This is a genomic window from Sinorhizobium prairiense, from assembly GCF_029201645.2.
Classification (GTDB): domain Bacteria; phylum Pseudomonadota; class Alphaproteobacteria; order Rhizobiales; family Rhizobiaceae; genus Sinorhizobium; species Sinorhizobium meliloti_A.
The window spans coordinates 773,936-792,046 of the sequence record NZ_CP104131.1; the positions used below are offsets into that span (position 1 = coordinate 773,936).

Genomic DNA, 18,111 nt, shown 5'->3' on the forward strand with positions numbered 1-18,111 from the left:
AGTTGAAATATCACAGAAGACTGTTACCTTTCCCTTGGCGCAGCCGAGGCTGCACCTGACGGGACGATGCGATGAAACCGGAAGACAGACGCCAGGCGATCATGGATGTCCTGATGGAGGCGGGAACAGCCTCCGTCGAGGAACTCGCCCTTCGCTTCGGCGTCAGCAAGATGACGGTTCATCGCGATCTTGACGATCTCGAACAGGCGGGGCTCCTGCGAAAGGTCCATGGCGGCGCTTCCATCCAGTCGAGCCCGCAATTCGAAAGCGATTTCCGCTACCGCGAAAAGATCGCGACGGGCGAGAAGCGCCGCCTTGCGGAACATGCCGCGACGCTGATCGAGCCCGGCCAGAGCATCATCATCGACGACAGCTCGACGGCCGGAGCGATCGCCGGGTTTCTAAGGGATATTCGCCCGCTCACCGTCATCACCAACAATCTCGGCGTCATCGCCGATCTTTCGGGAGCCCCGGGCATCAACCTGATCGCGCTCGGCGGACATTACAGCAAGAAATTCAACGGCTTTTTCGGTGTCGTCACCGAGGAGGCGCTGCGTTCGCTGCGCGCCGACGTGGCCTTCCTGTCGAGTTCGGCCGTCGAGGGCGCGTCAGCGTTCCACCAGGATCAGGAGGTCGTGCAGATCAAGCGCCAGATGGTGAAATCCGCCAGCCGCAAATATCTCCTGGTGGACCACGGCAAGTTCGGCCGGTCGGCCCTGCATTTCCTGACGGGGCTGGAGGCCTTCGATGCGGTGCTGACCGGAAGCGAAGTGTCCGAGGGGAATACGGCGGCGCTCGGCGACGCCGGCGTCAAGCTCGTCAGGATCGACAATCGGAAAATATTGGAGAACGCATGAGCAAGACTGGTCTCTGGGTCGGCACGAGCTGGAAGATGAACAAGACGCTGGCCGAGGCAATGGTCTTCGCCGACGGTCTTGCGGCCGCCGACGATGGGCGCGATCAGCGGATACAGCGCTTCGTCATTCCTCCGTTCACCGCCGTGCGGCAGGTGAAGGAAAGGCTTAAGGCGACGAGCGTCAAGATCGGTGCGCAGAACATGCACTGGGACGATGCGGGCGCCTGGACCGGCGAAATTTCTCCGGTCATGCTGAGGGATTGCGATCTCGACATCGTCGAGCTCGGCCACAGCGAGCGGCGGGAGCATTTCGGCGAGACCGACCGCACCGTGGGCCTGAAGACGGCAGCCGCCGTCAAGCATGGGCTCGTGCCGTTGATCTGCATCGGCGAGACTCTCGCGGAACGCGAAGCGGGCGAGGCGGATACGGTCCTGAAGCGCCAGGTGGAAGGCGCCTTTGCCTTTCTCGAAGGCGCGGCGCGGACGGCGCCCGTTCTCCTGGCCTATGAGCCGGTCTGGGCGATTGGCGTCAACGGCATACCGGCCACCGCCGACTATGCGGATGCCCGCCACCGCCGCATTGGCGAAGTCGCCGAGCGTGCACTCGGCGTGAAGGTTCCGGTACTCTATGGCGGCAGCGTCAATCCGCAGAACTGCGAGGAATTGATCCTCCAGCGCCATATCGACGGGCTCTTCATCGGCCGCTCCGCCTGGGACGTGGGCGGCTACCTCGACATTCTGCAACGCGTAGCCCGGGCGATCTGAGCATCGCCGGGTCAGGCAACAACACCTTACGGAAAGGAAACGACATGAAAATCGCGATTGGAGCCGACAGTGCCGGCAAGCCCCTGCTCGACGTCATCGCCGCGCATCTCGCCAAGAGGAGCGATCTCGAAGTCAAGGACCTGAGTCAGACCGGCTACTATGCCGATCTCTCCCGCGATCTGGCGCAGACGATCACGGCCGGCGAAAACGAGCGCGGCATTCTGATCTGCGGCACCGGCATCGGCGTGTGCATCTCGGCCAACAAGGTGCCGGGCATCCGCGCCGCGCTGACCCACGATACCTATTCCGCCGAGCGGGCGGCCAAATCCAACAACGCCCAGATCATCACCATGGGCGCGCGCGTCATCGGCCCGGAACTGGCGAAATCGATCGTCGATACGTGGCTGGCCTCCGAGTTCGACCCCAATGGTCCGTCGGCGGCAAATGTCGAAGCGATCGACCGCCTGGATCAGGCGAAGTAACGGTCGCGAATTCTGCGGCGCGTGCTGATCCTCCCTCATGCGCACGCAGCGAGACGCCCGGCAGCAATGCCGGGTGTTTTCGCTTCTGGAACAGGATTGGTTTTGATCCTGTAGCCTTCCAACCCGAAACGTCGTGATCTGGTACGCGCGGAAAGGTGACCGCGCACGCTACGCCGCGGATCTCAGTCCCACTGCGGCGGCCAGACTCCGTGCGCGCTCCAGGCACGCCGGTTGCTGATCGGCAAACCGCCCGGCGTCGATTTCCATGATCAGCGTCGTGTCCGGAAGGAAGGTCAACTCGGAGAAAATGTCGTCCCAGGCAATGTCGCCCCAGCCGATCGGCAGATGCAGGTCTCCGATGCCGAGTGCGGTCGCCTCTGCCGGATGATAGAAGCGGGTCATGGAATAGGGCAGCCCGAAACTGTCGTGGACATGCAGGTGACCAGTCACCGGCGCCATTGTCCTCAGCTCGTCGCGGAAGTCGAGTCCTCGATGCGTCGCTTCGATATAGGCATGCGAGAAGTCGATGAGCGCGACGACGTTGTCGGAACCGATCGCCCGCACGGTTTCGGCGACCTGCCTCGGCGTCTGCCGATACTGGCCGGTTTCCGTCGTGAAGATGTTTTCAAGCGCGATGCGTACTCCGTACGCTTTTGCGATCTCCGCCATTTCCGCGAGGGCATCGCGTTCCATCCTGTCGAGATCGGCGGCGCTTTCTCCGGGGGCGAGCTGCGCCGCGCCGGAGTGATGAACGAGGATCCCGGCGCCAAGCCGGTCACACAATTCGAGCATCGCCCTCACGACCTTTTTCTGCAGATGATGATGCTGGCGATCCATGAAGTTGGACAGGATCTGACCGTGCAGCGAGAGCTTTTTGAAGGAATATTTCTTCGTGATGTCGGCGACGCGCCGGACACGGTCTTCGATGATGCGTCCGCCACTGACGATTTCTTCGCCGTAAATTCCGATTTCGCAGGCGTCAGCACCCGTTTCGGCAACTTCGCGTAAGGACGCGTCCAGGCTCGAAAGATCGCCCTTGCCGGTCCGGTTGCAAAAGCCTACGGCGGAAATGATTTCGTTCATTGGGTTTCTCCTTCTCGATGGACGCGATCAGATTGTTTCGAATGCCGGTCGAGCGGCGGAAGCAGCGACGGCGCGAGGTTCCAGATCGACCCCGATCCGCCGGCCTGACCTCGCGGTCGAAAACGTGCAATTGCGCCAAAGGCAGCTCCAGGTCGATCCAATCACCCGGCCGGACGCGCACTTTCTCGTCCACACAGGCGGCGAAGGGACGGCCATGCAGCTCCGCGTGAATGACGCGGCCGGATCCGAGCTCCTCGACGAACTCGACCTTGATCGCGACGCCGCCTTTTGCTTCGGGCGACACGATGCACTGTTCCGGGCGAATGCCGATCGTGATGTTTCCTGCGCCCAGACGCGCCGCAATCCTCCTGTCGATCGGCAGCTTCGCGCCGGCGAAGGTCAGGCAGGCGTTGCCGACGTCGATCTCGGCATCGAACAGGTTCATGGCCGGCGAGCCGATGAAGGACGCGACGAAGATGCTTGCCGGACGATGGTAGATGTCGAGCGGCTGTCCTACCTGTTCGACGAGGCCCTTGTTCATGACCACCAGCTTGTCCGCGAGCGTCATGGCTTCGACCTGATCATGGGTGACGAAGATGGACGTTGCCGAGAGACGCTGATGCAGCTTCCGGATCTCGGCTCGCATGGTGACGCGCAGTTTGGCGTCGAGATTCGAGAGCGGTTCGTCGAAAAGGAACACGCTCGGTTCGCGGATAATCGCGCGGGCCATGGCAACGCGCTGGCGCTGACCGCCGGAAAGTGCCGCGGGCTTCCGATTGAGATAGTCGGAAAGCCCGACGATCTTCGCTGTTTCCTCGATGCGGCGCAGCCGCTCAGCCTTCGGTATGCCCGCCACCTTCAGGGCATAGCCGATATTTCCGGCGACGGTCATGTGGGGATAGAGGGCGTAGTTCTGGAACACCATGGCGCAGCCGCGTTCGCGCGGCTCAAGCCTGTTGACGACCCGCCCGTTGATGGCGATCTCCCCGGCGGTGATTTCCTCCAGCCCCGCGATCATCCTCAGAAGCGTCGATTTCCCGCACCCGGACGGACCGAGGATAACGACGAATTCTCCCGACGCGAAGGCGAGGTCGATGCCATGCAGGGTAGGGACCTTGCCGTAGGACTTGCGCACGGCGCTAATTTGGATGTCAGCCATGAACGCGGGCCTCTCTGTCTGTTTCTGTTTGGGAAATGCGATTCATTTTTCGGTCGCCACGAGCCCGCGAACGAACCACCGCTGGAGGACGGCAACGACGATGAGCGGGGGCAGCATGATGATCAAGGATCCGGCAAGCGTCACGTTCCAGTCCGGAGTGCCGTTTTCGGACGGCAGGAGCGCAATCAGCGACATCATCGTGGTCTTGTATTGAGGGTCCGTCACCATCAGGAGCGGCCAGAGATACTGGTTCCACCCATAGACGAACATGATCGTGGTCAAAGCGAGCATGTTCGTGCGCGACAGCGGCAGCAGCATATCGATGAAGAAGCGGATCGCACCCGACCCGTCCATCCGCGCCGCCTCTGCCAGTTCGTCGGGCAGGGTCAGGTAGAACTGGCGGTAGAGGAACGTTCCGGTCGCGGTCGCGATCAGGGGCAGCGTGAGGCCGGCGTAGGAGTTGAGAAGGTTCCAGTCGACCGAGACTTCGAAGCCCATTACTGCGGAGATCAGAAGCCGGACGGGTTGGAACGGATCGGCAGCGACGGCATAGGTGGGCACCACGCGCACCTCCAGCGGCAACATCAGGGTAATGAACACCATCCAGAAGAAGAAGCCCTTCAGCGGGGTTCGGAAGAAGACGATGGCGAAGGCCGTCAGCGCCGACAGGGCCACTTTGCCGATCGTGACGAGGCTGGCCATGACCAAACTGTTCAGCATCGCCGTTCCGAGATTGGCGCGCTCCCATGCGGCCCTCATGTTCTCGATCAGGCGATCCTGCGGCAGAAGACTGAAGGGTACGGCGTTTACTTGCTGAAAGGTCTGGCTGGCGCCCGACACGATCACGATGAAAGGGCCGATCAGCAGCAGGAAGCCGAAGATCATCACGCCGTAGGTGAGGGCGTTGGCGAAAGGTGTCCGCTGTATCATGTGAGCCTCACTTGTAGTGGACCTGGCGCTCGATGAAGCGGAACTGGATGAAGGTGAAGATCATGATGAGACCGATGAGGACGAGGCTTTGCGCCGACGCGCCGGAATAGTTCAAGCCGCGGAATGCCTCCTCGACGATGCGGTACACCATCACATCCGTGCCGTGGTTCGGCCCGCCCTCCGTCGTTCGGTCTACGATGCCGTAGGTGTCGGCCCCGACGAATCCCTCGGTCATCATGATGACCAGCAGGAAGAAGAGCGTCGGCGCCAGCATGGGTACCTGGATATCGACCGCACGGCGGACGGGGCCGGAGCCGTCCATGGCGGCAGCCTCGATAAGCGAACGGGGGACCGACTGAAGGCCGGCGAGAAGGAAGATGAATGTGTAGCCCGCCCATTTCCACGCAAAGACGACGATGACGAGAATCAGGGCGTGGCTGCCGTATTTGGCCGGGTTCCAGAAATCCGGGAAAGCCGCGTTGACCGATGCCATCAGTCCGCGCTCCGGCGACAGGATAAAGCGGAAAGCCATGCCTGCGGCCGGGCCTGCAATCGCATAAGGCAGAATGTACAGAAACCGGAACGGAGCTGAGGCCGGCAATTGCCGATCGACCGCAAGCGCAAGAACGAGGCCGATGAAGATGGTGGCCAAGGTGCCGCAAAGGGCGAATGCCAGGCTGATACCGACGGAGTTCCAGTAGAGCGGATCGGCGAAAACCTCCTGGAAGTTGGCAAGGCCGACGAATTCCGCGGCGCCCCCGAACGGCGGCTCCAATGTGAACGCCCATCGCAGCACGGCGACTGCTGGCCAATAGAAAAACAGCAGGATCAGGATGATCTGCGGCAGGGCGAATAGGCTTGGCAGCCACCAGCTGCGAAAGGCCGCACGCTTGTCCATAGCTTCGATTTCCGATGTGCAGGAAGAAAATCGGGCCTGCCGACGTCACGGCAGGCCCCGGATCGGATCAGATCTAGTTCAGCGTCTGTCCGGCGTAGGTCTTCTCAAAACGGCGCAGGACGGCATTGCCGCGTTCAACGGCCCTGTCGAGTTCCGTCTGCACGTCCGCGTTCTGCATGAAGATCGCTTCGAGGGCGGTCGCGAGTTCCTTGCGGACTTGCGTGAAGCCACCGAGGCGAATGCCGCGGGTGTTCTCCGAGGTCGGAGTAAAGGACAGGCTCTCGATGGCGAGCTCGCGTCCCTTGTAGGGTGCCTTGTCGTAGAACCCGTTTGACTTCATGGCGTCGAACCCGGTCCTGGTCACCGGGATATATCCGGTTACCGTGGACCACCACTCGGCCATTTCGGGTGTCGCGAGATAGTTGAGGAAGGCGGCCGCGCCCTTGTACTCCGCTTCCGGACGGCCGGCGAGCACCCAGAGCGACGCGCCGCCGACGAGAGAATTCTGCCGCTCGGTGCCGTTCCATACGGGCAGCATGGCGACGTCCCACTTCACCCCCTCGGGAAGGGACTTGCCGACGGTGCCATGGTCGGCGATCGAGGTCTGTATCATCTGGCAGGTCTGCGACGTGAAGGCCGGGACGAGATCCATGCCCAGCTGCTTGGTCTTGACCACGAACAGCTTCTCGTCTGCCATTTTCTTGAAGAACTTCACATGGTCCACGAACCTGGTCCTGTTGACGACCAGCTCGGCATCCAGCCCGTTGTAGCCATTCCCCCTGGTGGCGATCGGCTGGTTGTGGATGGCCGAAAACTGCTCCATGAGCTGCCAGGTATCGAAGTTGAAGGCGAGCGGGCATTCGTATCCGGCTGCCTTCAATTTGCGGGCCGCTGCCTCGACCTGTTCCCAGGTGTCCGGCTTGAAATCGACGCCGGCCTTCTCGAAGGCGTCGACATTGTAGTAGAACATCGCAGTCGAGGAGTTGAACGGGAAGGAGTTCAGTTCTCCCTTTGCCGTCGCATAATAATTGGCGATGCCGCCGAAATAATTGTTCCAATCGATGCTGTAGCCGTTGTCGGCCATCAGCTTCCTGGCGGGCACGAATGCACCCGAAAGCATCATGTCCAGAGTGCCGGCATCGTAGATCTGGGTGATTGCCGGCTGCTTCTTCGCGCGGTAGGCGGCAATCGTGTTCTGCAGGGTCGCGTCGTATCCGTTTTGCGAGGTGCAGACGATCTCGAATTCGGTCTGGCTTTCGTTGAACTTCTTGCAGGCATCCTGGACACGTTCCCCAAGATCGCCCGAAAGGCCGTACCAGAACTCAAACTTCGTCTTTTCGGCTGCAGCCGCCGGCAGGCCAGGCGCGATGCCTGCGACCAAGCCGATGATAAGGGACGTAGTGACGGAGATTCTCATTGCAAAGCGCTCCCTGCAGATTGTTGGCATGAATGAAGCCGAGCGCTTGCTACCAGTTGAGTGTGACAGTCGTTGCCGATCTACATGATGGAAAAATGAAAGTTTGATCGCGGGACGAGGCGGCCGCCGCGACCTTCGCCCCGCCTGCGGGGAGGTGCCGGCAGGCGGATGAGGTGGAAATGCCGCCCGTCACCACTTCTTGCTGAGCTTCAGCGTGAAGGTCCGGCTTTCGCCATAGCCGCAGGTCAGGAGGCCCTGGCAGCCCGCGACATAGTCCTTGTCGAACAGGTTGGCGACGTTGAGCGACGCCGTCCAGTCGTTCTTCTCGTAGCGGATGGCGGCATCTACGAGCGTCGCCGCCGGGACCTTCTTCGTATTCGCGGCGTCGGCCCAGGACTCGCCCTGGCGGCGCACGCCCGCACCGAGGCTCATGCCTTCGAACGCGCCGCCGGTCACGGTGTAGTCGAGCCACAGAGCGGCCTGAGTCTCGGGTATGAGATAGGGCGACTTGCCGAGCAGCGACGGGTTGGCGTCTTCCGTGATCTCCAGATCGGTATAGCTGAACGCCGAGACGATCTTCCAGTTTTCGTCGATATTCACCTTGCCCTCGAGCTCGAAACCGCGGGAGCGCACCTCGCCGAGCTGTGTGGAAACACCGAGTGTGTCGGTCACCTGGACGTTCTGCTTGGTTATCTCGAAGACCGAGGCGGTGAACAAACCATCGATAAACGTCGGCTCGTATTTGATCCCCGCTTCGTATTGGTAGCCTTCTTCGGGCTTCAGGGGCACAAGCGTCGTGACTGCGGGATCCGGGTTCGAGTCGCGCGAGCCCACCAGCGGATTGAAGAATGTCGCTGCGCTCAAATAGGGCGTAACGCCGCTTTCGAACTCGTAGGCAAGGCCGGCCCGGCCGCTGAGCGCTCCGTCGTCATATCCGAAGTTCGAAGGTGCGGCCCAGGCCGTGGCGCCGTTCCTGAGGTCGGTGTCCACATAGTCGTATCGCCCATTGAGCGTGGCCAGCCAACCGTCGCCGAACCGCACTTGATCCTGAGCATAAATGCCGATCTGCTGCTGCGTGAAAACCTGGTTGATGTAGACGGATTTCGGGCCCTGCGGCACACCATAAACCGGATCGGTCGGGCTGATCGGTGTTGCGCCTCCCGAGGCGCCAATGTGGTCCAGTCGGTAATATTTGTAATCCAGGCCGGCGAGGAAGGTGTGGCTCGTGGCGCCGAGATCGAATTCCGTCTCGGCGCGGTTGTCGATCGCAAAGCTGTCGACTTTCGAGGTGGCCTCGAAACCGATGCGGTTCAGGAGGTAGTCCGGAGCGATCGGATCGACATTGCCGAAGCCCGGGCCGACATAGCCGTAGGGATACGGATAGTTCTCGTGTTTGTGGAGATGGGCATAGCGGGCGTTCTGCGTGAATTTCCAGCCGTTGTCGAAGTCGTGCGTGAACTCGTAGCCGACCATCTGCTGGGCGTAGGTTCCTTCGTCCATGTCCGGCTCGCCGAAATAGGCGTCGCGGTCGATCTTGCCGAAGGGAGCATCGACCACGGTTCCGACATAGGGCAGGAAGCCGTTGCCGACATGAACCTGGTCCAGACCCTGGAGCAGGCCGAAGACGGTCAGGCTGGTCGCGTCGTCGGGTGCATAGGTTACCTGAGGAAGGATGAAACCGCGCAGGTCCTCGGAATAGTCCGAATAGTTGTCGCCGCCGGCGACCTTTCCGGTCAGGCGGTAGCGAACCGTTCCGTCATCGTTCAGCTTGTCGTTGATGTCGAAGCCGGTGAAGGCGTTGCCGTCGCTGTTGATGCCGACTTCGGTGTAATAGAGCGGCTCATCGAGCGGACGCTTGCTGATCAGATTGATGATGCCGCCCGGATTGGACCCGCCATAGAGCACGGAGGCCGGGCCCTTCAGCACCTCGATCCGCTCCAGCATGAAAGGGTCGATCTGGAAATTGCCGAAACCGAAGCTGAAGAGCGGCAAGCCGTCGAGGAAGAGGCCGGTCTGGGCCGCATCGAAGCCGCGGATGTAGAACCAGTCCGTGTCGGGATCGGTGCCGAAAGGTGCCGACGTGACGCCCGGCGTATAGCGCAAGGCCTCGTCGACCTTGTTGACCACGGCGCGATCGTCCAGTTCCTCGCGGCCGACGACGGAGACCGACTGGGGGATTTCGTTGAGCGGCGTGGCGGTCTTCGACCCGGTTGCGGTCGCCTTTGCGACGTAGCCGTCCACCGGTCCGCTCGCGTTGGCGCCCGTCGCATTGCCGCCCTCGACGACGATTCGCTCGAGCTGCGTGGCGTTTCCCTCCTGCGCCAGCGCCATTCCGCTCATCATCAGCGGCGCGAGCGCTGCTCCGCTCGCCAGAAGAGTCTTCAGATGCGCCCCGCGAATCCTGAACTTCATCTCAATCATGCCTCGAAAAATCGGCCGGCCCCGCGTTGCCCCGCGTGACCGGCACTGTCGACGATAAGATGAGTGTCTAGATCAACTATTTTGGCGGCGCTTGTCCCGATATCGGGAAATTGAACGATTTTGGGCAAAACTGCGCGCTGCCGGCGGACTGGTCAGGCGGTGTGACTTTTCTTCCAAAAGGCCGGAGTCGTGCCGACTGCCTTGCGAAACACACGGGTGAAGTGCGCCTGATCGGCAAAGCCCGTCTCGGCGGCAATCGAGGTCAGCGGGGCGTCGCTCCTGAGCAGCATCTGCTTTGCCCGTTCGACCCGCGCATCGATGTGCCACTGGTGAGGCGCGACACCCGTCGAAGCCTTGAAGGCATGGCTGAAATGCGATTGGGAAAGGCCCGTGAGGTCGGCGAGTTCCTCGAGCCGGACATTACGGGCGAAATTCTCCTCGATGAAATCGACGGCCCGCCGCAATTGCCACGCCGCAAGCTGGCTGCGCTTGCGGCCGCTTCGCTTGCCGATCTTCATGAGATCGATGAAAAGCGCCACCGTGAGGCCGTCGCCGTAAAGATCGTGGAGGGGCTGGGGATTGAGGCACTCGGCTGCGATCAGGCCGGCGATCGTAAGGAAGCGTTCGTCCTGGAACATCAGCCGGGGCGTCTCGATTGCCGCGGCGTCCAGGTCTTCCTTCAGGCGTCTGCCGAGCGCATCGATGTCGAAGTGAAGATCGAGATGCCGGATGTAATGGATGTCGACGACATCGGTCCAGAGCTCCATTCCGGCCGGGATATAGGAGAGGGCCTGCCGATGGTAGTTCTGGACGGCACCCTTGCCGTTTGCGGCGAGCTTCACCCTGCAATTGCCGCCGCCCTTGGCGTCGAGCACGATGAACATGCGGGGGTCCTCGGCGATATAATAGCCGCCCGCATGCGGAACGCATTCCACATCCCAGACATCCGCGACCACACCATTCCACTCTCTGCGGTTGAGGCCGCCGATGATCGAAAACCCGCTGATCCTGTTCTGCATGCGCGGCTGAAATGTCATCGTCGCTTTCTCCGGTCCTGCCGGCTTGCCAAGCCCGACCGCAGTAATCCTTCAGGTGTTGTTCAAGTTTGTTATCGCGGATCGCGTGGGGTTTCAATCGCTTCAGTGTGAAGGCGCGGCCGATGCCGACCGCGCCCTTTTTCTGAATGGAATTGGTACATCTGCGCCTCTCGGGTTTAGCCCCGGGGAGAGGGGCAGCACCGTTTCAGGCGTCGACCAGCGCGAGCTTCGCACGCGCATCGAGAATCTGCGCGCAGGCATTCGCGGCTTCCTCGCCCTTGACGACGAAATGGTCGCGGAAGAAGGCGATCAGAGGCTCGCTTTCCTGGAAGTTGTGGGGTGTCAGGACCGCGGAGAGCACCGGCACGTCGGTATCGAGCTGGACGCGCATCATGCCGTCGAGCACCGTCCCGGCGACGAAGTCGTGGCGATAGATGCCGCCATTGACGACGAAGGCGGTGCCGAGGATCGCCGCGTAGCGGCCGGTCCTGGCGAGCGCCTGCGCATGCAGCGGGATTTCGAGCGCTCCCGGCACGTCGAAGATCTCGACATCGGCGGCGCTGCCGCCGAGTTTCGTCCATTGCGCAATGAAGGCGTCGACGCAACGATCGACGATATCGGCGTGCCAGCGGGCGCGGACGATGGCGATCTTGGCGGAGGGATGGGAAAGTATGGTCATGGTCTCAAGCCTTTCAGGGTTGGCATTTTCCAATGATCCCGTCGGGCGAACATGCATGTGCGAAGACCCCGGGGAGGGGCGACGCCTCTGCTTGCTCTCTTCCATCCGGACTATAACCGTCGGCTCCGGAATTCGACCGGATCTGCTGACCTTCGCACGAAAATGCGAAGCGCTCGCGGGCTTCGACCACCGACCATTCCCGATCCTGTGTTCGCTACCGCCGGTGGGGAATTTCACCCCGCCCTGAGAACGCTTGCGACTATAGCGGCTGTTTCGCCGCCGTCAAATCTGTGCTGCGACGTAACAGCGAAAAATCACGACAGAATTTTCCAAGGATTTCGCGCCCCTGAACAATTCATTCCCGCCGGTCTATTCGCGGATGACGAGCAGGTCCTTTGCCGCGAAGCGCAGCGTGACGCTCTCGCCGGCGACCGGTGGGGTCATGCCCGGATCGTTGAACATATCGAAGGAGATGATGTCTTCGCCGACCCGCAGCTTGGTGCGGATGACGGAGCCGAGAAAACTCCTCGATACGACTTGGCCCGGAAGTGCGGTATCGCCCCTGGCACCCTCGGCGATTGAGCCTGCTTCCGGCCTGAGTGCCAGCGAAATGCTGTCGCCGCCCTTTGCCCCGGCTATCGGCTCTTTCAGCGAAATCCGCTGCCCGCCGATGGTGACCGCGCCGCTTGCGGGATCGGCCACCTTGCCCTCGATGATGTTGAGCGTGCCGACGAAGGAGGCGACGAATCGTGTGGCCGGGGTGTTGTAGATCTCGAAAGGGGTGCCGATCTGATCGGCGCGGCCGGCATTCATGACGACGATCCGGTCGGAGATCGACAGTGCCTCTTCCTGGTCGTGCGTCACGAATACCGTGGTGATGCCGAGCTGCTGCTGGATCTGCCGGATCTCCTCCCGCAGCGAGATGCGGATTTTTGCATCGAGCGCGGAGAGCGGTTCGTCGAGGAGCAGCACCTGCGGCTTGACGGCGAGGGCGCGGGCAAGCGCCACGCGCTGCTGCTGTCCGCCGGACAATTGATAGGGGAAGCGGTCCGCCAGATGCTCGAGCTTGATCAGTCCGAGCATCTGCTTCACCCGTGCCTCGATCTCCGTTTTGGAAGCGCCGGCGACCTTGAGGCCGAAGGCGACATTGTCGTGAACATTCATGTTGGGAAAGAGTGCGTAGGCCTGGAACACCATGCCGATATTGCGCTGGTTGGGCTTGAGCGTGCCCTGGTCCTTGCCGTCGATGAAGATCGAGCCGCCGGACGGCGTTTCGAAGCCGGCAATCATGCGCAGTATGGTCGTCTTGCCGCAGCCGGAGGGGCCGAGGAAGGAGACGAACTCGCCCTGGTCGATCCCCATGTCGAAATTATGCACGACCTGGACCGGGCCGAAGGATTTCTGGATGTTGGTCAGTTGCAGGAATGCCATGTGATCAAGCCTTGGCCGGAGCGGATTTCTGGAAGCGCGATACCAGCTGGATCAATCCCATGCTGAGCCAGGTGATCGCGAATGCGATGACGGCGAGCGCCGAAGGCTCGTAGGCCTTGTTGGCGCCGACAAGCTGCAGATAGGGGCCGAAGGCCGGGCGGTTGAGGAGCGCCGCCATGGTGAATTCGCCCATGACGATCGCGAAGGTGATGAAGGCACCGGAAAGCACGCCGCTCATCACATTCGGGAAAATGCAGCGGAAGAGGATGGTCGGCCATTTGGCGCCGAGGCTTTCCGCGGCCTCCGTCAGCGTTCTGACATCGATGGCCCGCATCGCCGTGTCGACGGCGCGGTACATATAGGGAAGCGACAGCGTCATGTAGGAGAACATCAGGAGCGCGTTGGTGCCGGAAGTGGAGCCGGTCAGCGGCAGGAACGAGGACGAATTATAGAGTCTGAGATAGCCGAAGACGATGACGATCGCCGGAATGACGAGCGGCAGCAGCGTGATGAACTCGATGACGGGGCGGACCTGGGGCAGGCGCAGGCGCACCCAATAGGCGGTCGGCACCACCAGCAGCATGCCGAAGATGATCGTGAAAAACGCCATCAGCATCGAATAGCCGAAGGTCTCGCGAAACTGGAAGTCGGAGAAGACCGACCGGTAAGCGTCGAGGGAATAGGCATCGCGGCGCATGCGCAGCGAGAATTCCACCGTGCCGAGCAGCGGGACGATGAAATAGCTCGCTCCGATGGCGATGGCGATCCAGGCACCGAGACGTCTTGCTTTCATTTCTGCCACCGTTCGGCGCGCATCCGCAGCCAGATGTAGAGAATATTGGAGATGCCGGTGATGACGATCATGCCGAGCGCCAGCGCATAGCCGAGGTTCGGATTATGGAGCACGTCGCCGCGGATCTGCGCATAGAGCAGGATCGGGACGATATTGAGCGAACTGCCGGTCAGCGCGTAGGCGGTGGCGATCGCGCCGAAGGCGTTGGCGAAGAGCAGGAGCGTCGTGCCGAGCAGGCTCGGCCAGAGGATCGGCAGCGCCACCATGCGCCAGTATTGCCAGGTGGAGGCGCCGAGAATTTCGGAAGCTTCGCGCCATTCCTTCTTCATGCCGTCGAGCGCCGGCGTAAGGATCAGCACCATCAGCGGGATCTGGAAATACATGTAGGTGATGGTGAGGCCGAGGAAGCTCAGGAGATTGAAGCCCGTCGAATAGAGATTGAAGCCGAACCAGTCGCGCAGAAACACGGTGACAAGACCGGTGCGGCCGAGGGTCGCGAGAAAGGCGAAGGCGAGCGGAACGCCCGCGAAGTTGGAGGCGACGCCGGAAAAGGTGAGGAGCCCGGAGCGAATCCAGCCCGGCAGCCCGCCAAGCACGATCGCCCACGCGAGGAAAAAGCCGATGAGCGCGCCGCCGAGCGAGGAGGCGACCGATACGCGGATCGAAATCCAGTAGGCGGAGAGGATCGAGGGCGTGAAGAGATCGCCGATATTCTTGAAGGTGAACTCGCCTGCAGGCGTGAGGAAGGCGCCGGTGACGAGATAGAGCGTCGGAACGACCAGGAACATCAGCGCGAAAATCATGAAGGGCGCGATGCCCAGCCAGTCGATGATCGCTCGTTTGCTGATCAGGGGTGCTGCTGCTGTTGTCGTGGTCATAAAGCTTTCGGCTGTCCCGGCGTCGGAGGAAAATGACCTCCCCGCCACGTACGAGGCGGGGAGGTACGCAATGGCAGTTACTGCACGCTCGCGCCGACGACGCTGTCCCACTTGGTGGTGATCGCTTCCTTGCCCTTGGCCTGCTCGTCGAGTGTCGGGAACACGGCCTTTTCGTAGGATGCGGCCGGCGGCAGCTTGTCGAGCATTTCCTGCGGAACCTTGCCGTTCTTGACGAGGTCGTTGAAGCGGATCGGGTGGCAGTAGCCCTTCAGCCAGCCGAGCTGACCTTCGTCCGAATAAAGATATTCCATCCAGAGCTTGGCGGCGTTCGGATGCGGAGCGAAGGCAGAGATCGCCTGCACATAGACGCCGGCGACGACGCCGGAGGCCGGGACGACGACTTCGACCGGCGGGTTGCCGTTCAGGCTGTCGCGCCAGGAGAGGCCGTTATAGTCCCAGGCGATGATGATCGGCGTCGAGCCTTGCGCAAGCGAGGCGGACTTGCCGATGACCGGGACGAAGTTGCCGGCCTTGTTGACCTCGGCGAAGAAGGCCAGGCCCGCTTCCCCGGCCTTTGCCGCATCGGTTTCACCGGCCGCGAGGCCTGCGGCGTAGACCGCCTGCACCGCCTGGTTGGATGCGCGCGGATCGCCGGCGAGGGCGACCGAGTTCGCATAGTCGGACTTCTTGAGGTCCGCCCAGTCCTTCGGCACGTCCTTGACGATATCGGTGTTCACCACGAAGGAGAGAACGCCGTAATAGTCGCCGTACCAATAGCCTTCCGGATCCTTGGCCGTGTCCGGAATAGTGTCCCAGGTAGAGACCTTGTAGGGCTGAATCAGGCCTTCGGCCTTGGCCGAGGGGCCGAAAGAGAGGCCGACGTCGATGACGTCGGGGGCCTGCGGGCCGGTGTTGCCCTTGTTGGCCTTGATCGCCTCGATCTCGTCTCCGGAGCCCGCATCCGGGTTCAGTTCGTTGACTTCGATGCCGTATTTGGCCTTGAAGCCGGCGATCACGTCGCCGTACCCGCACCAATTGTGCGGGAGCGCGATTGTCGTCAGCGTGCCTTCCTTCTTGGCGGCTGCGATGAGCTCTTCGCTCGGCTCGGCAACGGCTACTGCCGTCGTTGCGAGCAGCATGGCGGTCGAAAGCGAGAGCAGGCGTTGAGTCCTTGAAATCACTGGCGTTCTCCTTATTGGGTTTTCGTTCAATTTCGCCGATGCAGTTAAAGATATGCGATGAAGCTTATGTGACAGGCCTTGTCCCGCCTGCGGCAGATATGTCGGCTTCGGAGCAATCCGCCCCGGTTGCATTCGAATGTCGCCTGATTGCTCTTCCATCAGGGAATTCAAGCCGCCGGAGCCCTCCTAGACCGGCTTGCGGAAAATGCGGGTGGAATCGAACAGGCCCTCCAGCGTCCTCATCCGGTCCCGAGTTTGGTCCCAGTTCGAGCTCTGTACCGCCTCGATCAGCGCCTCCACGAGGAAGAGCAGCATCACGGAACTGTCCCATGCGGAGGGAACCTCGATCCGGGCGCGGAAGACCTTCGATGAAGACTTGGCGACCGGAGAGCCCCACTGGTCCGTGAAGAGGATGATCTCGACGCCGCGGTCTCGGGCGGAGCGGGCGAGCGTTTCCATCTCCTGCTCGTAACGGCGGATGTCGAACAGGATGAGGACGTCTCCCGGGCGCATGTCCAGCACGTAATGCGGCCACGAACTCGGGTTCGCGGCGATCTGCGTCACGCCGGTTCGGATGACCTGAAGATGAGTGAAGAGGTAATCCGCGAGAGAGCGGGTGATGCGCCCGCCGACGAGATAGACCCTGCGCTTCAAATCGGCAACGAGTGCGGCGGCCGTGTCGAACTCCGCGGGTTCGATCTGCGACAGCGTCTGGCGCATGTTTCCCATGACCGCGTCGGCGAAGCGGTTGAGCGTATGCGTCCCCGGCGCGCTGGCCGCCCAGCGGTCGTGCTTGGCGATCGGATTGGAGATCGTCGCCTCGAGCTCCTGATGAAGCCGTGCCTGAAAGTCCGGGAAGCCGCGAAAACCGAGCTTCTGAACCATGCGGGCGACCGTCGGCGTCGAAACGCCGGCGTTCTCGGCGACCGTGGTGATCGAACCGAGACCGGAGACCGGGTAATTGTCGAGAAGTGTCTCCGCCAATTGCTTTTCGGCGCGCGTCAGCGCGGCGAAATGTGCGTTGATCACATCCGACACCGTCATGGAAGCCGTGTTGCCGTTCAATGTCGTCCCCTTGGCCGGTCTTTGCCAGCTTGCCGGAAATTAAACATCGCTGTCACAATCGGAGTCAATCGCAATTTTGAAAAGATCGTTTCAGTTTTCCATTGACACGTGCCGATTCGTGAAGAATTCTCTTCACAACCATCGTCTGACGAGGCATTGGGGGCCGGTTTTGACGGGACTTTTGACTGAGGCAGAGGGCGACCCGGTCGCGATAGAGAACGCCGAAGCGAAGGGAGAATTCCTCTTCGTCTGCGAGCATGCCTCGAACCGGATGCCCGAGCGGCTGGGAACGCTCGGCCTTTCGAAGGAGGCGCTCGAGAGTCATGTCGCTTGGGATCCCGGCGCACTGGCAGTCTCCCGATTGCTCTCCGAAAAGCTTGACGGCACGGTCATCCATCAACGTTTTTCCCGGCTCGCCTATGACTGCAACAGGCCGCCGGAGTCTGACGCGGCGATGCCTGTCCTCAGCGAGGTCTATGACGTGCCCGGCAACAGGACCATGTCGGCGGCGGAGCGGCGTTCGCGGGTGGAGGAGATCTATCTGCCGTTTCAGGAGGCGGTGACGCGCGCGGTCGCAGACCGCAAGGCCGCAGGCAGGCGGCCGGTTCTCGTGACCATGCATAGTTTCACGCCGATCTATTTCGGCAAGCCGCGGACAGTCGAGTTAGGCATTCTGCACGACGCCGACAGCCGGCTCGCGGACCGCATGCTTGCCGCCGCAGCCATCGGCGAGGCGGGTTACGAGGTCCGCCGCAACGAGCCTTACGGGCCGGCCGACGGTGTGACGCACAGCCTGATCGAGTACGGCGTCCGCTTTGGCGTGCCGAATGTCATGATCGAGATCCGCAACGATCTCATCCGCGATAAAGTCGGCCAAAGGGTCATGGCCGATTATCTGGCGGGGCTGCTCGCGAAGAGCGTGGCTGCCCTTCCGGCGCACTAAAAGACCCTGGGGAGCGGCAAAGCCGCGGTGCTGCTCCGGTTTCCGGAGCAGGGGTGACATGATCTTCCGCAATGGCGCGGCGGGTCTTGGAGA

The 18,111-nt window shown here is 61.7% G+C and carries 16 protein-coding genes, 1 pseudogene and 1 riboswitch; of the genes and pseudogenes, 4 read left to right on the forward strand and 13 right to left on the reverse strand.

Going from position 1 to position 18,111, the window contains the following annotated elements:
* Positions 1-71: 71 nt before the first annotated feature.
* Genes N0Q91_RS06345 through derI form a run of 3 tightly spaced genes read left to right on the forward strand, consistent with a single transcriptional unit; the run spans position 72 to position 2,103 of the window.
* A complete protein-coding gene (locus N0Q91_RS06345; protein ID WP_275597623.1) occupies positions 72-857 on the forward strand; it encodes a DeoR/GlpR family DNA-binding transcription regulator in 786 nt (261 codons plus the stop codon).
* Complete coding sequence (locus N0Q91_RS06350) at positions 854-1,621, forward strand: triose-phosphate isomerase (RefSeq protein WP_275597624.1); 768 nt, start codon at positions 854-856, stop codon at positions 1,619-1,621. Before N0Q91_RS06345 ends, N0Q91_RS06350 begins: the two co-directional genes overlap by 4 nt.
* A gap of 44 nt (positions 1,622-1,665) precedes the next feature.
* Positions 1,666-2,103, forward strand: coding sequence for a D-erythrulose-4-phosphate isomerase (gene derI, locus N0Q91_RS06355; protein ID WP_003537271.1), 438 nt, complete (start codon positions 1,666-1,668; stop codon positions 2,101-2,103).
* A 168-nt stretch (positions 2,104-2,271) separates the two neighbouring features.
* Here the strand turns inward: derI and N0Q91_RS06360 are convergent, their stop codons facing one another.
* The 13 genes and pseudogenes from N0Q91_RS06360 to N0Q91_RS06420 all read right to left on the reverse strand — a co-directional run bounded on the left by N0Q91_RS06360 (position 2,272) and on the right by N0Q91_RS06420 (position 17,075).
* On the reverse strand, positions 2,272-3,186 hold the full coding sequence (locus tag N0Q91_RS06360; RefSeq protein WP_100671738.1) for a sugar phosphate isomerase/epimerase family protein: 915 nt from the start codon (positions 3,184-3,186) through the stop codon (positions 2,272-2,274).
* Positions 3,187-3,295: 109 nt separating this feature from the next.
* A pseudogene (locus N0Q91_RS06365) lies at positions 3,296-4,345 on the reverse strand (ABC transporter ATP-binding protein); the annotation flags it as partial.
* 42 nt (positions 4,346-4,387) lie between these two features.
* Positions 4,388-5,275, reverse strand: a complete 888-nt coding sequence (locus N0Q91_RS06370; protein ID WP_275597625.1) for an ABC transporter permease subunit — start codon at positions 5,273-5,275, stop codon at positions 4,388-4,390.
* 7 nt (positions 5,276-5,282) lie between these two features.
* On the reverse strand, positions 5,283-6,173 hold the full coding sequence (locus N0Q91_RS06375; protein WP_100671735.1) for a carbohydrate ABC transporter permease: 891 nt from the start codon (positions 6,171-6,173) through the stop codon (positions 5,283-5,285).
* A 73-nt stretch (positions 6,174-6,246) separates the two neighbouring features.
* Positions 6,247-7,590, reverse strand: a complete 1,344-nt coding sequence (locus N0Q91_RS06380) for an extracellular solute-binding protein (protein ID WP_275597626.1) — start codon at positions 7,588-7,590, stop codon at positions 6,247-6,249.
* Between the two features lie 189 nt (positions 7,591-7,779).
* The gene (locus N0Q91_RS06385) at positions 7,780-10,011 is read right to left on the reverse strand and encodes a TonB-dependent siderophore receptor (protein ID WP_275597627.1); all 2,232 of its coding nucleotides are present in this window, start codon (positions 10,009-10,011) and stop codon (positions 7,780-7,782) included.
* A 152-nt stretch (positions 10,012-10,163) separates the two neighbouring features.
* Positions 10,164-11,048 (reverse strand): AraC family transcriptional regulator, encoded by an 885-nt coding sequence (locus N0Q91_RS06390; protein ID WP_275597628.1) that lies wholly within the window; start codon positions 11,046-11,048, stop codon positions 10,164-10,166.
* A gap of 205 nt (positions 11,049-11,253) precedes the next feature.
* Positions 11,254-11,727: a 6,7-dimethyl-8-ribityllumazine synthase gene (locus tag N0Q91_RS06395; RefSeq protein WP_018095501.1), complete on the reverse strand. Its 474-nt coding sequence runs from the start codon at positions 11,725-11,727 to the stop codon at positions 11,254-11,256.
* Positions 11,728-11,816: 89 nt separating this feature from the next.
* Positions 11,817-11,982: riboswitch (FMN riboswitch) on the reverse strand.
* Positions 11,983-12,096: 114 nt separating this feature from the next.
* A complete protein-coding gene (locus tag N0Q91_RS06400) occupies positions 12,097-13,158 on the reverse strand; it encodes an ABC transporter ATP-binding protein (RefSeq protein WP_275597629.1) in 1,062 nt (353 codons plus the stop codon).
* Between the two features lie 4 nt (positions 13,159-13,162).
* Entirely contained in the window at positions 13,163-13,951 is a 789-nt protein-coding gene (locus tag N0Q91_RS06405) for an ABC transporter permease (RefSeq protein ID WP_275597630.1), read from the reverse strand.
* Positions 13,948-14,829: an ABC transporter permease gene (locus N0Q91_RS06410; protein ID WP_018095498.1), complete on the reverse strand. Its 882-nt coding sequence runs from the start codon at positions 14,827-14,829 to the stop codon at positions 13,948-13,950. Before N0Q91_RS06410 ends, N0Q91_RS06405 begins: the two co-directional genes overlap by 4 nt.
* A gap of 77 nt (positions 14,830-14,906) precedes the next feature.
* The gene (locus tag N0Q91_RS06415; protein WP_018095497.1) at positions 14,907-16,010 is read right to left on the reverse strand and encodes an ABC transporter substrate-binding protein; all 1,104 of its coding nucleotides are present in this window, start codon (positions 16,008-16,010) and stop codon (positions 14,907-14,909) included.
* 186 nt (positions 16,011-16,196) lie between these two features.
* Positions 16,197-17,075, reverse strand: a complete 879-nt coding sequence (locus tag N0Q91_RS06420; RefSeq protein ID WP_275597631.1) for a MurR/RpiR family transcriptional regulator — start codon at positions 17,073-17,075, stop codon at positions 16,197-16,199.
* Positions 17,076-17,244: 169 nt separating this feature from the next.
* On the opposite strand from N0Q91_RS06420, the gene N0Q91_RS06425 reads away from it, so the two are divergent.
* Positions 17,245-18,018, forward strand: coding sequence for an N-formylglutamate amidohydrolase (locus N0Q91_RS06425; protein ID WP_100671729.1), 774 nt, complete (start codon positions 17,245-17,247; stop codon positions 18,016-18,018).
* Positions 18,019-18,111 lie beyond the last annotated feature (93 nt).